General features: G+C 51.7%; 14 protein-coding genes. 1 reads left to right on the top strand and 13 read right to left on the bottom strand.

Translation table 11 applies throughout. From position 1 onward, the window contains the following. Positions 1–129: 129 nt before the first annotated feature. From AC3EMD_RS12920 to AC3EMD_RS12905, 4 genes are all read right to left on the bottom strand, one after another. Positions 130–1,332 carry a multidrug effflux MFS transporter gene (locus AC3EMD_RS12920; protein ID WP_044613381.1) on the bottom strand — a complete coding sequence of 401 codons (1,203 nt, stop codon included), beginning with the start codon at positions 1,330–1,332 and terminating at the stop codon, positions 130–132. Positions 1,333–1,639: 307 nt separating this feature from the next. Then, entirely contained in the window at positions 1,640–2,632 is a 993-nt protein-coding gene (locus tag AC3EMD_RS12915) for an aldo/keto reductase (protein ID WP_044613382.1), read from the bottom strand. 206 nt (positions 2,633–2,838) lie between these two features. After that, the gene (locus tag AC3EMD_RS12910) at positions 2,839–3,090 is read right to left on the bottom strand and encodes a YdgH/BhsA/McbA family protein (RefSeq protein WP_072047545.1); all 252 of its coding nucleotides are present in this window, start codon (positions 3,088–3,090) and stop codon (positions 2,839–2,841) included. Positions 3,091–3,199: 109 nt separating this feature from the next. After that, positions 3,200–3,985: an SDR family oxidoreductase gene (locus AC3EMD_RS12905; RefSeq protein WP_032735609.1), complete on the bottom strand. Its 786-nt coding sequence runs from the start codon at positions 3,983–3,985 to the stop codon at positions 3,200–3,202. Positions 3,986–4,134: 149 nt separating this feature from the next. Between AC3EMD_RS12905 and AC3EMD_RS12900 the strand changes: the two genes are divergently transcribed. Further along, on the top strand, positions 4,135–5,028 hold the full coding sequence (locus AC3EMD_RS12900) for a LysR family transcriptional regulator (protein WP_032735611.1): 894 nt from the start codon (positions 4,135–4,137) through the stop codon (positions 5,026–5,028). A 31-nt stretch (positions 5,029–5,059) separates the two neighbouring features. Here AC3EMD_RS12900 and AC3EMD_RS12895 read toward each other — a convergent pair whose 3' ends face one another. The 9 genes from AC3EMD_RS12895 to AC3EMD_RS12855 form a co-directional block, all read right to left on the bottom strand. Beyond that, positions 5,060–6,049: an aldo/keto reductase gene (locus tag AC3EMD_RS12895; RefSeq protein ID WP_032735612.1), complete on the bottom strand. Its 990-nt coding sequence runs from the start codon at positions 6,047–6,049 to the stop codon at positions 5,060–5,062. Positions 6,050–6,100: 51 nt separating this feature from the next. After that, positions 6,101–6,763 carry an NAD-dependent epimerase/dehydratase family protein gene (locus AC3EMD_RS12890; RefSeq protein ID WP_032735613.1) on the bottom strand — a complete coding sequence of 221 codons (663 nt, stop codon included), beginning with the start codon at positions 6,761–6,763 and terminating at the stop codon, positions 6,101–6,103. Positions 6,764–6,842: 79 nt separating this feature from the next. Then, complete coding sequence (locus AC3EMD_RS12885; protein WP_232672959.1) at positions 6,843–7,751, bottom strand: alpha/beta hydrolase; 909 nt, start codon at positions 7,749–7,751, stop codon at positions 6,843–6,845. 27 nt (positions 7,752–7,778) lie between these two features. Then, positions 7,779–8,807: an aldo/keto reductase gene (locus AC3EMD_RS12880; RefSeq protein ID WP_302074151.1), complete on the bottom strand. Its 1,029-nt coding sequence runs from the start codon at positions 8,805–8,807 to the stop codon at positions 7,779–7,781. A 187-nt stretch (positions 8,808–8,994) separates the two neighbouring features. Then, a complete protein-coding gene (locus AC3EMD_RS12875; protein ID WP_032735616.1) occupies positions 8,995–9,846 on the bottom strand; it encodes an aldo/keto reductase in 852 nt (283 codons plus the stop codon). A gap of 111 nt (positions 9,847–9,957) precedes the next feature. Further along, the gene (locus AC3EMD_RS12870) at positions 9,958–10,542 is read right to left on the bottom strand and encodes a flavodoxin (protein WP_302074150.1); all 585 of its coding nucleotides are present in this window, start codon (positions 10,540–10,542) and stop codon (positions 9,958–9,960) included. A gap of 17 nt (positions 10,543–10,559) precedes the next feature. Further along, entirely contained in the window at positions 10,560–11,273 is a 714-nt protein-coding gene (locus tag AC3EMD_RS12865) for a carboxymuconolactone decarboxylase family protein (protein WP_436799159.1), read from the bottom strand. 25 nt (positions 11,274–11,298) lie between these two features. Continuing rightward, a complete protein-coding gene (locus AC3EMD_RS12860; protein WP_077254909.1) occupies positions 11,299–11,820 on the bottom strand; it encodes a (R)-mandelonitrile lyase in 522 nt (173 codons plus the stop codon). A 77-nt stretch (positions 11,821–11,897) separates the two neighbouring features. Next, positions 11,898–12,953: an alpha/beta hydrolase gene (locus AC3EMD_RS12855; protein ID WP_032735619.1), complete on the bottom strand. Its 1,056-nt coding sequence runs from the start codon at positions 12,951–12,953 to the stop codon at positions 11,898–11,900. Positions 12,954–13,489 lie beyond the last annotated feature (536 nt).

Here is a 13,489-nt window from a genome sequence, read left to right as displayed (position 1 = left end):
GTCTGTTTTGGGTGTACCCAAAACAGACCCACAAAATGATCCGGAGGGATTTCATTGTCACTGAGCAAGTGCTGCAATGCTATTGCAGCCTAAGCAACGGAGGTAACAAAAGGGCTGGTCATCCATACATCAGCGCGCTTTGCGTTTGATGACCATCACCAGGCTTAGCAACGTAAAAACCATCATGATCCACGACATCGTCCATGGCGTGCCGTCGCTCATTGCAGAGAGTAAAAGCGATGACACAATACCGCTGCCATATTGCAACGAACCAATCAGTGCAGAGGCTGACCCTGCCATATTGGATGGGACATTATCAAGCGCTGCCGCCGTGGATGCAGCGGCAACAATACCGTTCATGGAGAAAAAGATAAAAATTGTCATGACCATAATCACCATGCCGCCAGTCTGAATTTTTACGCAAACAGCCAACACGACCATGGCCAGTGCCGCGACGAGAACAGCAACCCGTAACAATGTATGCAACGGATGGTGCTGAACCAGACGGCGATTAATGGAGCTAAGCCCCATTACACCAATGATATTGACACCAAACAGCCAGCCGTAATGCTGTGGGTCAACATGAAAATAGCAGATGTAGACAAACGGCGAACCAGCAATGAAAGCGTAAGCGGCCACGTAGAAAAAACTGACGCACAGGGTATAGCGCATGAATGCGCGATTCTGTAGTAACGAAGCATAGTTGCCGAAAGCACTGCTGAGCGGTGTTGTCAGTCTCTTTTCGCCCGGTAGCGTTTCAGGTAACCACCAGAGCGCAATAAACATCCCTGAACCCAGAGCCATCAGCAGCCAGAACACGGCACGCCAGGAGGTAATCGTGACAATCTGCCCACCCAACAGCGGACCAATCACCGGTGCGATAGCACTGATGATCACCAGAGTCGAAAGCATCTGCGCAGCCCGGGTGCGGGCATACAGATCACGGATCATTGCCCTCGCCAGCATCGGTCCGGTGCAGGCACCAAAGGCCTGAAACACTCGCCAGAAGACAATTTGCGGCATAGTTAAAGCCATCGCACACCCAACTGACCCAATCACAAACAGTACCATGCCGATAAATAATGGCATACGTCGTCCGATTCGATCGCTGATTGGGCCCCAGATCAACTGGGCCAGTGAGAAACCAATGAGAAAACCGGTAATAGTCAGCTCCACATTTCCATGTAATTCAGCAGCCATTATCGGCATGGAAGGCAGGTAAATATCGGTAGAGAGTGAAGTAAAGGCCATTAATGCGCCGAGAATAACGATAAAAAAGACCCCGGATGTCGCAGCGTGCCTGGACGGAGAAAAGATTTTTTGTTTATTCATAATGTCCTGATAATTTTTCGATGACGGGAAAGCCTTAAAGGTATAACCCGTGTATTTGGGAAACGTAAAATACAGTACGTTAAGTCTACCTTTTAATCAGACGCTAATCTTGATACAGAGCCCGGACGCAAATATTGTTTTTTTGACCTGTCCAGAGTGGAATAAATAAGAGTCAGTCTTATGATCAGAGTGGAATAAATAAGAGTCAGTCTTATGATCAGAGTGGAGATCTGCACCTGAACGTTCTACTGATACGTAAAGTGGGCCGGACGAGGGGCAAAATGAGGTCCACCCGCCCGACATTCTGTCAGAATACGCTCAGGACAGCATGAGGAATATAAGGTGCCTCCAGCGCAGCGATCTCTTCCGGGCTTAGTGTGAGATCCAGCGCGGCGACCGCGTCTTCGATATGGCTGATGGCGGTGGTGCCGACGATAGGGGCCGTAATAAACGGTTTACTGAACTGCCAGGCAAGCGCCACCTGCGCCATCGACACCCCTTTTTGCTGTGCGATTTTTTCCAGGTTATCGACCACCACTTTGTCTGCCGCCTCCGTCGCTCCCCAGACCAGCGGAGAGACGCCATCAATCTGAGAACGCTTCGTCTGTGTCCCCCATGGACGGGTGACCCGGCCGCCGGCGAGCGGGCTCCACGGGATGAGCGCGACGCCACGGTTCTCGCAAAGGGGGATCATTTCCCGCTCTTCTTCACGATGGATCAGCGAGTAGTGGTTTTGCATCGAAACAAAGCGGGTCCAGTTATTTTTTTCCGCGATGTTCTGCAGTCGCTCGAATTGCCAGGCGTACATCGAGGAAGCACCGATATAACGCGCCTTACCACTTTTGACAACATCGTGCAGGGCCTCCATGGTTTCTTCCATGGGAGTGTGCGGATCCAGACGGTGGATTTGGTACAAATCGACATAGTCTAATTGCATTCGCTTCAGACTGTGGTCGATTTCAGCCATGATGTTTTTCCGGGAAAGACCGCCTCCGTTAGGACGGTCCGGGCGCATCGGAAAATTAACCTTTGTAGATACCACAATGTCATCCCGGTCAAGATTAAAGGCCTTGATCAGTTGCCCGGTGACGATCTCACTGCTTCCCATCTGGTACACATTGGCGGTATCAAAGAAATTCACCCCCAGTTCAATCGCCCTCTGGAAAATCGGCTTGGCGTCGTCAAAATCTCTGGCCCAGGGAAACAGGCCATTTTCACTACCAGGTTTGCCAAAGCTCATCATTCCCATACAGATCTTCGACACATCCACGCCCGTATTACCCAGTTTGGTATATTTCATGTTTAACCCCAGTTAGTTACGTGTACAGCATTAACATGCCAGTGAACGTTTTTGACAGAAGTAAAGAATAAACAGCAATATTTGATGAGCATCAGCGCTATTAGTGTTTATTCATATTTCTGTAGCGTGCAGGCGGTGTTTTATATCTATTGGTGAAAACTCTCGTAAAAATCTGTTGTGATTCAAAACCAAAAAGACAGGTGTGACTACCGGTAAATTTCTGCAACCCCGTGCATTTTATTATTCCCTGAGGCCGATAATATTTTGAATGAGGTTGCTCCACGGGCATCTGCCTTAAGGGATAATTCCCCGGTCAGTTCATCCAGAGATAACGTATTACCGACTGACACGACACCAATTTTTTCTTTACCGGTTGTATCGGTAATTTGTTGTGCTGCACTGGCAATATTTAACGACGCGAGTGTTGATACAATAAGAATAAATAGAGTGGATTTCATTGCCTTAACCTCTTTACTTTCTGGTATTAAAAATGAATGCAGAATGCTTCTGCGGTTGATGTCAATACAGATGGATGCATAACATCCGCCTTACCGTTAATGCGACGATTCACGCAGCTGTCGAATCAGGATGAATGGCATACAAGTCAGCCCTGATAAAATCAGGCTCTTTCTCCGGAGGCATATTATTTAAATCATGAACCCCATCATTGCGGATTGGATTATCCGGAAGCATATCAGCAAACAGTGGAGTGAGCGTGGCCTGCTCATTGCCCTTTACCGCAACCAGCTCAAATGTTTTATTTTCTGCGGCAATATCCGTTAATGCGGAAACCAGTACCCTGGCGATTTGGTCACGAGCAATCACGCCATCTTCCGGTGTTCCGGCATGGCGCCTGTCCCCCTGCAGAAAAACCAGTTGACGCTCATCCGGCTCGTTATAATCAAACCAGCCTGGCCTGACGATGGTATAAGGATGTCCGCTGGCCCGCACAAGACGCTCCGCTCTTCGCTTCCAGTCATGGACTTCTGTTCGCTGGTTCCAGGCCCCCAACCTTTCTGTCACGCCAATCGTGGTCATCAGTACGATGCGGACCGCAGCGCCGGTGAGAAGCTTCAAAATGTTACGAACGCCGCCATAATCAATGGCTCTGGCGCCAATACGACCTTGTTCACCGGAGCCCAGTGTAAAAATCACCGCATCAATATCTTTGATGACATCCTTTAATGTTTCCGGCATCGCGACATCACCATAAACAACATCGGTATCGTGGGGTAACAATCTGGCTTTCCGTGGATTCCTGACCAGCGCTCTGGGCTTATGTCCCATTTTAAAAGCCTCAGACACGACATGGAGGCCGATGCTCCCTGTAGCGCCGACAATTAATATTTTCATAATGGACCTTGATTCGAATGTGCAAATATTTCAATGGACAGATCATAGCAGTTACCATAACTCACAGTAATGAGGCTAAAATGATTGTGTCTATGAACAGTTCTCATGAGTCTGGTATATTGAGAATGGCTTGATCTGGAAAATAACAAATGCTCAGAGAGAATTTTAACGAGCTTCAGCTCTTTCTCGTTGTCGCCAGAGAGCGAAGCTTTACTAAGGCGGCAGGTAAACTCGGTGTCACGCAATCGGCACTCAGCCATGCCATGAAAGCACTGGAAGAACGCTTAAACATACGGCTTCTGACCCGCACGACGAGAAGTGTGGCGCCAACTGAAGCCGGAGAACGGCTTATCGCCTGCCTGGAACCGCGCATCGCGGATCTTGAGCAGGAGCTTGACTCCCTTATACAGTTGAACGGGATCGCCTCAGGGAATATCCGCCTGACCTCCGGAGAGCATGCGGCACGCAGCCTCGTCTGGCCGAAACTCAAACCGTTTCTCCGGGAATACCCGGAAATCCACGTAGAGCTCATGGTGGATAACGGCTTTGTTGATATCGTTGAAGGCCGTTTCGATGCCGGTATTCGCCTGGGGGAAAGCGTAAACAAAGATATGGTCGCTGTAAGGATAGGCCCTGATATACGTATGGCCATCGTGGCTGCCCCGTCGTATTTTGCGGATCACCCGGCACCAGAAACCCCTCATGATCTCCAGGATCATCGTTGTATCAATATGCGCCTGCCCACCGTTGGTGGCCTTTATCACTGGGAATTTGAAAAAGACGGGAAACCCCTCCGTGTTCGCGTGGAAGGACAACTGACGGTTAATCTGTTGCCCGAACGAATTGATGCCGCACTGTCCGGATTTGGCCTGGCCTGTGTACCGGAGAACATGATCCAGGACTATGTGAAGTCCGGCGCCCTGATCCAGGTATTACAGGCGTGGTGCCCCTTTTTCCCGGGCTATTATCTCTACTATCCCAGCCGTAAACAGCATCCGCCAGCCTTTGCCCTGATGATTGATGCGTTACGTCACTCAGAATAGCGGGCCTGTATATACACAAACCCGCTCCCGTTTACCGGCCCACGCGCGCCTGAAGTGCGGCAGGATAACGTTCCCCAAGGATTTTAACTGTTTCCAGGGCCCGGGAGATTTTCTCCAGTTCGCCTGGCGAAAGCTGGATTTCCGCTGCCGCCAGGTTTTCTTCCAGCCGGTGCAGTTTTGTGGTGCCGGGAATGGGAACAATCCATGGCTTCTGCGCCAGCAACCAGGCCAGTGCAATCTGCGCCGGGGTCACTCTGTTTTCTGCGGCAATCACGCTGATCAGTGACACCAGTTTTTCATTCGCCTCCAGCGCCTGTGCCGCAAAGCGGGGAACTTTGCTGCGAAAATCATCTTCGCCAAATGTTGACCCGGCCCGGATCGTCCCCGTCAGAAACCCTTTGCCTAATGGACTGAAGGGCACGAAACCAATGCCCAGTTCTTCCAGTAAGGGTAAGATTTCCTGCTCAGGCTCACGCCACCACATGGAGTATTCACTCTGCAGGGCGGCAACAGGCTGTATGGCATGGGCACGGCGAATGGTTTGCGCACCGGCCTCAGAAAGACCGAAATGCTTCACCTTACCCTCAGCAATCAGATCCTTTACCGTCCCCGCGACGTCTTCAATGGGGACGTCCGGGTCGACACGGTGCTGGTATAACAGATCGATCACGTCTGTTTTCAGACGTCGTAATGAACCTTCCACTGCTTCGCGAATGTGCGATGGTCGGCTGTTTAAAATTTGCTGCCGGTTATCATTTCCAAAGGTGAAGCCAAATTTAGTGGCAATCACCACCCGCTCGCGCAGTGGCTTTAACGCCTCACCCACCACCTCCTCGTTCAGATAGGGGCCATAGACTTCCGCGGTATCAAAGAAGGTCACGCCGCGTTCAACCCCTGCACGAATAAGTTCGATCGCCTGACGAGTGTCAGTCGCCGGGCCGTAGCCGTGACTGAGCCCCATGCACCCCAACCCCAGCGCTGATACCTGAAGTCCTGATTTACCGAGATAACGTTTTTGCATTGATACGTACCTTTTCCTGTTGTTGCGTAAATACCCGGTTCCGGCAGAAGATCACCGGCCCAGCCTGTTGATATCCGCGGTCTCGAGAATAAATGACGTGGCTTTCCCCCGCACAACACTGAGCATGGCGCGTCCCAGTATGTCCGATGTGGTAAACAAGGATGGCACCACCACTAACCAGACGGGAGACAACAGAAATAGCGGGGTGAGGAGGCGTAATACAATCCGGTACCCGGGCGTTCTGCTCCGTGCCCCTGGTGCCGGACGAATAATACCGGGGCGCACCGCGCCTGCATGGCGGAACGGCAGCCTCAGCAATTCGGACTCCACCCGCTGGCGGACACGGGCCCACATGGACTTTCCTCCTGCCCCGGCAGCAGAGCAGTAACAAAATGAGATGCCGGGATTGATACGAAGCAGCATTTTCGCCCATTTGAGTGTCAACGTTTCTGTAATGTGCGCATAGGCCGCTTCATCCATCCCACTGGAGCTGATCCCAATAGCCCAGATACAGGCATCATATCCATGTAACTTATTCTCGATACCCGAAACCTCAAATAAGTCCGGGAGGATAAGTTCCTGCAGTTTTTCATGGGTGACGCCCGTCGGCTGGCGGCCAACTACCAGAACCCTTTCCACATCCGCGGCATTCAGGGCAGTCTGAAGCACGCCGGCCCCCACCATTCCCGTGGCGCCGGTGATGATGACTTTCAATTTTTATCTCCTGCAAGCCCTTTGTTCAGAACGACCGACAGCCCCGTGTTTTCAGCGAAATGGCTGTCGTTCTCTGGGATCACAATTTAGCCGAGAAGAAACCGGCAAGCTTTTCGAAGGCCGGCTCAACATAATGTTTCACGTCGTACAGATCGACGTGTGTCGCTCCCTTGACCACAAACACTTCTTTATCCTGGCTGGCGGCTTTGCTGTAAAACGTATCAACAAAACGGCGGGCATCCGACCGTTCTCCCACGATCAGCAAGAGTGGCTGCGTCAACAACGTATTAATGCGGTCTGTTGCGGAGAAAGTCAGCAGTTTGTCGAGGCTTGTCATCATGACTTTATTGCACGATCGGGGATGCCCGGCACGGGGCGTCCGGTAATAGTCGTGGGCCTCCCGCATCGTGACCGATGTGCCTTCATCCACCGTTTCCGGGACGTAGGGCATATACCGGACGGTTGCGCCTTTTACTTCGGCCGTTCGCTGTGCGGAAACGGCTTCCAGCATATGAATCTGTTCTTCCACAGGAAGATTCCCGTCCCAGCCTTCGCGGATCGCCGCGCCAGCATCGGTGCCGCTGACGCCGGCAATAGCCTTAATCCGCCGGTCAGTCGTAGCGGCACTGATGGCATAACCTGCGCCGGCACAAATACCCAGTACGCCAATTTTGTCCGGATGAATAAAAGACAGGGTATTGATGTAATCGACAGCACAGCGTATATCCTCAACCCGCCGGAAGGGATCCTCCAGGTAGCGCGGTTCACCTTCGCTGGCTCCCTGGTGGGAGGCGTCAAAGGTGAGAACAACCAGCCCCTTTGCAGAGAGGGCCGCGGCATATAATGCCGGGGATTGTTCTTTTACCGAGCCTGCAGGGTGTACACAAATGACCGTGGGATACGTTTGTGTCTCGTCGAACCCTGGAGGAAAGTACAGCGTTCCGGACAGGTTTATCTGGTTATTTTTAAACACCATATTTTTTTTCATCAGCACGATCTCGCTTTAAACTGCAGGTTATCTGGACAGTGCATGAAGTACCGCCTGATCGACTGCATTGTCATTCATCCAGTTAGGGTACAAAGGCGTCAGGGCAGTGAGGCTATCCAGTCCGGATAATTCTTCCGGGGTCAGCTGTAGCTCTGCGGCATGAAGATTGCTGTCTAACTGTTCACGTTTACTCGAGCCCAGTAAGACGCTGGTGACGGCTTTCTTCGACAGCAACCAGGCAATTGCCACCTGGGCAACACTGGCATGATGTGCCCGGGCGATGTGGTGCATGCTGTCGAGTAAACGGAAACCGGCTTCCTTATCGGTGGGTAAAACATCGAAGCCAGAAAGCCGGCTGTTGTTATCCGGGGCGGTTCCCCGGGTGTATTTCCCACTCAGAAATCCTGCGGCCAATGGACTCCAGACGGTCAGACCAATCCCGTAATGCTCGATCATCGGAATAATGTCACGTTCGACATCACGTCCAAGTAACGAGTAGTTCATCTGCCCGTGGGTGAAGGGAGCCCAGCCGTTCGCTTTCTGCAGTTCAATGGCAGCAGCCGCCTTCCAGGCCGACCAGTTGGAAAACCCCAGATAACGCACTTTACCCGCCCTGACGACATCATCCAGGGCCTGAAGCGTTTCGGTTAATGGTGTAAATGGATCTTCAATATGAACAACATAGACATCGATCCAGTCAGTTCCCAGGCGTGTAATGCTCTGATCTACTGAGCACAAAATGTGTCGGCGTGAAAGTCCAGCCTGAGTTAAAGGCTGACCGCTACGGAAACCCACTTTAGTGGTGATCACCGCTTCCTGCCGTCTGTGCTTCAGCGCCTTGCCCAGTAAGGATTCAGATTCGCCACCGGCGTAAGCGTCGGCGGTATCAAACAAATTAATCCCCTTGTCCAGGGCAACGGAAACCAGCTCATTCGCTAATGCGGCGTCGACTTTATAGACGGAGGCAATATCGTTATTGCCATCCGAGAATGTCATAGCGCCAAACGCGAGACGGGATACAGCCAGTCCTGTCTGACCTAATAGTGAATATTGCAAAAGTTCTCTCCTGGTTGATTATTAAAATGAGTGAGTAATCACTCATTTTAATGGGTATTTTTGCAATTTTCTAGTACTCTCTTACGCAAGAGGGGATGCGGGTTCTCGCAGGATATAGCCGCCCGGCAGGGTGGTTGTTCACCCCGCATGATATGCCGGAGGTCACCTCGCCTCCGGCATATCATTATTAAACCTCGAGTTTTCGCTCCGTTAACCATTCCACCATGGCCGGGTCGCGATGGGAGAAAAAGGCGCTGGTCGCGGTATCCAGTGCGGTGATTTTCAGAATATCCTCTGCGCTCAGTTCAAAGTCGAGGATGTTAAAGTTTTCTTCCATCCGTGCTTTGCGTACCGACTTAGCCAGTGAAACAACATTGCGCTGAAACAGCCAGCGCAGCACGACCTGTCCCACGCTTTTGCCATACTTATCACCGATATCCGTTAACACCGGATGCTGGAACAACCCGTTCTTCCCTTCCGCAAAAGGCGCCCAGGCCTCCGGCTGAATATCACGGCTTTGCATCCAGGGTACCGCGTGTAACTGCTGATTGAAGGGGTTGACTTCAATCTGGTTGACGGCAGGGATCACACTGTTGAAGGCCATCAGGTCAGCGAGCCTGTCAGGGTGGAAGTTGCTTACGCCAATGGCACGGATTTTACCTGCCCGGTGCAACTCTTCCATGGCACGCCAGGCCCCGTGTACATCGCCATAAGGTTGGTGAATTAAGTAGAGATCGACATAATCCAGTTGCAGGCGATTCAGAGAACGCTCAAACTGAGCTTTAGCGCCTTCGTAACTGGCACCCTGCAACCAAAGTTTGGTCGTGACAAAAAGCTCATTTCGGGCAACACCACTTTGCTTCAGCGCATTACCAACCTGGGTTTCATTCTGGTAAGACGCGGCGGTATCAATCAGACGATAGCCTGTTTCAATGGCATCCACGACTGCCCGTTCACACTCAGCGGCATCCACCATCTGAAACACACCAAAGCCAAGTTTAGGCATGGTAATGCCGTTGTTAAGTTGTACTGTTTGCATGACGGTATCCTTTATCGGTTAGGCAGGAAAAGCATAACGCAGAGTGGCGTATACGATTAGAGGGCGTAATTCACTAGGACTCATTAACAGGGTTCATTAATCACCACTCAATTAGCTACGTATCGCCTCTAACCAGCTTGTTACTGTCTCGGTTGTTTTCTTTTCCTGATCGCATTCGATGACCAGAGGCCTTTCCCGGCGAGCAGCCGGAGCGAGGCGTGCCAGCACTTCGTCGCTGTCCCCTTTACCGTACCCACCATGAGTAATGAAAGAGATAAGCAATTTTCCCGCGAGATCATGAGTACTCAGGAAGGTTTGCACGACGGGAGGTACGCTGGTTCCCCAGATGGGGAATCCCAGATACACCGTCTCATAGCGTGCGAAGTCCCCTATGTTGTTTTTCAGTGCAGGGAGGATCCCATGCGCGCGTTCCTGTTTCGCCTGTTCTACAGTCTGAAAGTAATCTTCCGGATAGGGAGTGCCGGGTTCAATCTCAAACAGGTCTGTTGTCAGGCTACGGTGTATCACACCGGCGATCACCCGGGTGTTACCGCTGCGGGAAAAGTAGACGACCAGGGTTCGGCTTTTATTCTGTACTGACCCGGTACCGGCAGCGGACGATACCGGGACAGTACTGGCAATCGTCACCCCGGCCAGGGCAGTAATCAACATTCTGCGGGTAGGATCGTGTTCCATCCGGAACTCCATTATTGTCAACGGGTCAGTGTCTGCTGTAGTGCATGTTCAGCCCGGACGGCAGCCTCATTTTCACCATGTTCACGCAATACCCGGGCCAGCTGACGTAACTGACCCACCGTCAGGCCAATGCGCTGACTGGCGCGCATATGCGACAATAACTGTGCCTCCACACCCGGCGTGGCCGCCAGAGCTCCGACAGTTGCCAGTTCGCGGCTTTCCCAGTCGAGGTTATCGCGGGAAAAAATATCGCCAAACAGGTGAGTTTGCAGAAACTGGTTAATTTCCGGTGCAAAATCAAAAACTACGCCCTTAACCGGTCCGCCTGAAAGCAGAGCCTGATTTTCGGCGCCCACCCGACGGAGTTCGTCTCCGACAGGGATCTGTCGTTGGGGGGCTTTCCCCACAGCATCATGAAGACCCTGCTGTTTACGCACCTCCACCACCTTCATCAGTTCATTGAGCGCATTGAGGCTGCGGGGGAAACCGGTATAGGCATAGAGCTGAATGAGGATTTCTTTGGTTTCGTTGATCGTGAGTCCGGCATCAAGTCCCTGATTCAGAGCCGCATTCAGTTTCCCCATCTGGCTGCTTGCCATCGTAGCGGCAATCAGGGGGATCGCCTGCTGGCGTTCAGACAAGGTATCTGACGCAGGTTGTTGGTGGTGCATTCCGGTGACCTCTTTTTCTGCTGCGTTGACGGAAGAAACCATGAACTGGCCAGCCATCATCAGCAAGGCCACCATCGCGGAGGTTTTAATGGGCGTGATATTGTTCATCCGTTACTTTCTCCATCCAGTCAACTGTCTTTCCATTTATATTCCCGGTAATGGCCAGATGTGTCATAGCACTCTCAGGGGCGGCGCCATGCCAGTGCTTGACGCCGGGCGGGCACATCACGACATCACCCGGTCGAATAATTTGCACGGGCTGTCCTTCCTGCTGCGTCAGGCCGATACCGGAGACCACAACCAGCCGCTGACCGGCCGGATGCGTGTGCCAGGCTGAACGGGCTCCGGGTTCAAAAGTCACGTAAGCGCCGGACACATTGATATTTTTGTCAGCCTGGAACAACGGGTCGACTCGCACGCGCCCTGTAAAATTCCCGGGTGCGCCATAGGCGACAGGTTGGCTGCCCGCGGAGATAATCTGAACTGAATCGGATTCCTGTGCGAAAACTGGTGTGGCGACAAAAGAGGCGGCGATAGCTGTGATGCCGGCAATCAGCAAGTGGCGGCGAGTCAGTGCCTGACGGGCGAATTCTGTTTTATGTTCCATAGTTAACCCGATGTGAGTGATAGAACGATCCCCGGACAATGTGATTACGCCGCGGGGATACAGGAATGACAAAATGATCAGAGGTTCTGGCTATAGAACTGCGTTAGTTTCCCCATTGCCGCGTTTACATATTTAGGCACCCAGTAGGTTTCGATATGGGTGGCGCCATCAATTTTAAATAATTCTTTATTTTTGGTACCGGTCGCTTTGGCAAATGCATCTTCCGTCATATACAACGTGTCAGCTTTGGTACCGGCGATCATCAGCAATGGTTTGTTAATCAGATTGATATGATCGGTCACGTCGAAACTCATCAAATCCAGTAAACTGCTGGTTGTGTATTTAAACGTTGAGTTCGGGTGCGCATGGGTCTTCCAGTAGTATTCGTAACCCTGGCGATATAACGCAAAAGGTAATTTGGCGATCTGCTCATCCGTCAGGTTGGCATCGCCGGAGTAAAGGACTTCGCCGCCCGCAGCTTCCTGCGCTCGGGCATCAGACGCCTGCTGAAGACGCTGCTGAATGGTATCCAGCTGTGAATTCTGTAAGCCATTGCGGCGCACAAGACCTGAGTTAAACATACTGATGGTGGCAATAGACTTGAAACGTTTGTCCGTTTCAGCCGCAACCAGGGAATATCCACCACCGCCACAAATGCCGAGCAGACCGAGTCGGGCTGTATCGACCCCCGGATAGCGGGAAATGAAATCGGCCATACCATGGATATCTTCAATGCGGTTTACGGGTTTATCCACATTACGCGGTGTACCACCGCTGGCCCCCTGATAGGCAGCATCGGCTGCAATGGTAATATACCCCTGCTCAGCCAGTTTCTGGGCGTACAGACCGGCAACCTGTTCTTTCACCCCCCCGTTCGGGTGAGCCACAACAATGGCCGGATATTTTTTGGCTGGATCATAATTTGCCGGCGTGTAAACGTTAGCGGCAATATCGATTCCGTTGAGTTTATAACTGACAGGATGAATATTTACTTTGCCTTTCACATTCTCAGTGATGGCACCTTCATATACGAGGGTAAACGGATTTTGTCTGTAATCTGCGGCCATGGCTGCTCCCGTTGAGACCCCCATCATTGCGACAAGAAATGCTGAATTAATAATGCGACGTTTCATGAAACTCCCCTTTGGCGGATGATTTTTGCAGATAACTAATGGAGTTGAGGCTGTAGACTGGCCGCATTAACTCTGCACGCGGAAAGGATGGCAACAGGCCTGCTCAGAAGTTATGAAGAACATAGTACTGGCATTGTCCTGCCGGATAATCCCGTCAGACGGGATAGGCTTTATGAGCCATTCTCATGAATTAAGGAATTTTAGACTGGCACTCATCCTGGTGTGGCTCCTAGAAGGGTATGCCTCTCACGATTTATGCCCCGCGCCGTATGGCGCTTCGTTTCATTGTCAGGGCCGCTCTTTATTCAGGCCGCTGGATTCACCTGGTGATATGGGCGGTTCCCTTCACATTCGTGGGAACAACTTCAACAGACAGCCTCGTGTCGCAAATTTGCAGTTATTGTGATTTCGGCGCAATGGAACGCAAGCCGGACAGGATAAATGCGAGCACAGTTGCAGTTAATGTGAGCAGGTGGCGATTTTCATTTGCAGCTAATTCGAGCAGAAAAACGGGATAAATGCGAGTCGGCGGGATT

This window comes from Klebsiella sp. PK18 (genome assembly GCF_057784655.1).
Note: the sequence above shows the minus strand (reverse complement) of the source record. Positions and strands in the feature narration are given on the sequence as shown.

What these genes read in the sequence shown, in the direction of transcription:
- AC3EMD_RS12860 (WP_077254909.1), bottom strand. Translation starts at nt 11,820, where the DNA reads ATGGAACATAAAACAGAATTCGCCCGTCAGGCACTGACTCGCCGCCAC.
- AC3EMD_RS12865 (WP_436799159.1), bottom strand. Translation starts at nt 11,273, where the DNA reads ATGATGGCTGGCCAGTTCATGGTTTCTTCCGTCAACGCAGCAGAAAAA.
- AC3EMD_RS12875 (WP_032735616.1), bottom strand. Translation starts at nt 9,846, where the DNA reads ATGCAAACAGTACAACTTAACAACGGCATTACCATGCCTAAACTTGGC.
- AC3EMD_RS12915 (WP_044613382.1), bottom strand. Translation starts at nt 2,632, where the DNA reads ATGAAATATACCAAACTGGGTAATACGGGCGTGGATGTGTCGAAGATC.
- AC3EMD_RS12910 (WP_072047545.1), bottom strand. Translation starts at nt 3,090, where the DNA reads ATGAAATCCACTCTATTTATTCTTATTGTATCAACACTCGCGTCGTTA.
- AC3EMD_RS12885 (WP_232672959.1), bottom strand. Translation starts at nt 7,751, where the DNA reads ATGAAAAAAAATATGGTGTTTAAAAATAACCAGATAAACCTGTCCGGA.
- AC3EMD_RS12870 (WP_302074150.1), bottom strand. Translation starts at nt 10,542, where the DNA reads ATGGAACACGATCCTACCCGCAGAATGTTGATTACTGCCCTGGCCGGG.
- AC3EMD_RS12920 (WP_044613381.1), bottom strand. Translation starts at nt 1,332, where the DNA reads ATGAATAAACAAAAAATCTTTTCTCCGTCCAGGCACGCTGCGACATCC.
- AC3EMD_RS12900 (WP_032735611.1), top strand. Translation starts at nt 4,135, where the DNA reads ATGCTCAGAGAGAATTTTAACGAGCTTCAGCTCTTTCTCGTTGTCGCC.
- AC3EMD_RS12855 (WP_032735619.1), bottom strand. Translation starts at nt 12,953, where the DNA reads ATGAAACGTCGCATTATTAATTCAGCATTTCTTGTCGCAATGATGGGG.
- AC3EMD_RS12895 (WP_032735612.1), bottom strand. Translation starts at nt 6,049, where the DNA reads ATGCAAAAACGTTATCTCGGTAAATCAGGACTTCAGGTATCAGCGCTG.
- AC3EMD_RS12905 (WP_032735609.1), bottom strand. Translation starts at nt 3,985, where the DNA reads ATGAAAATATTAATTGTCGGCGCTACAGGGAGCATCGGCCTCCATGTC.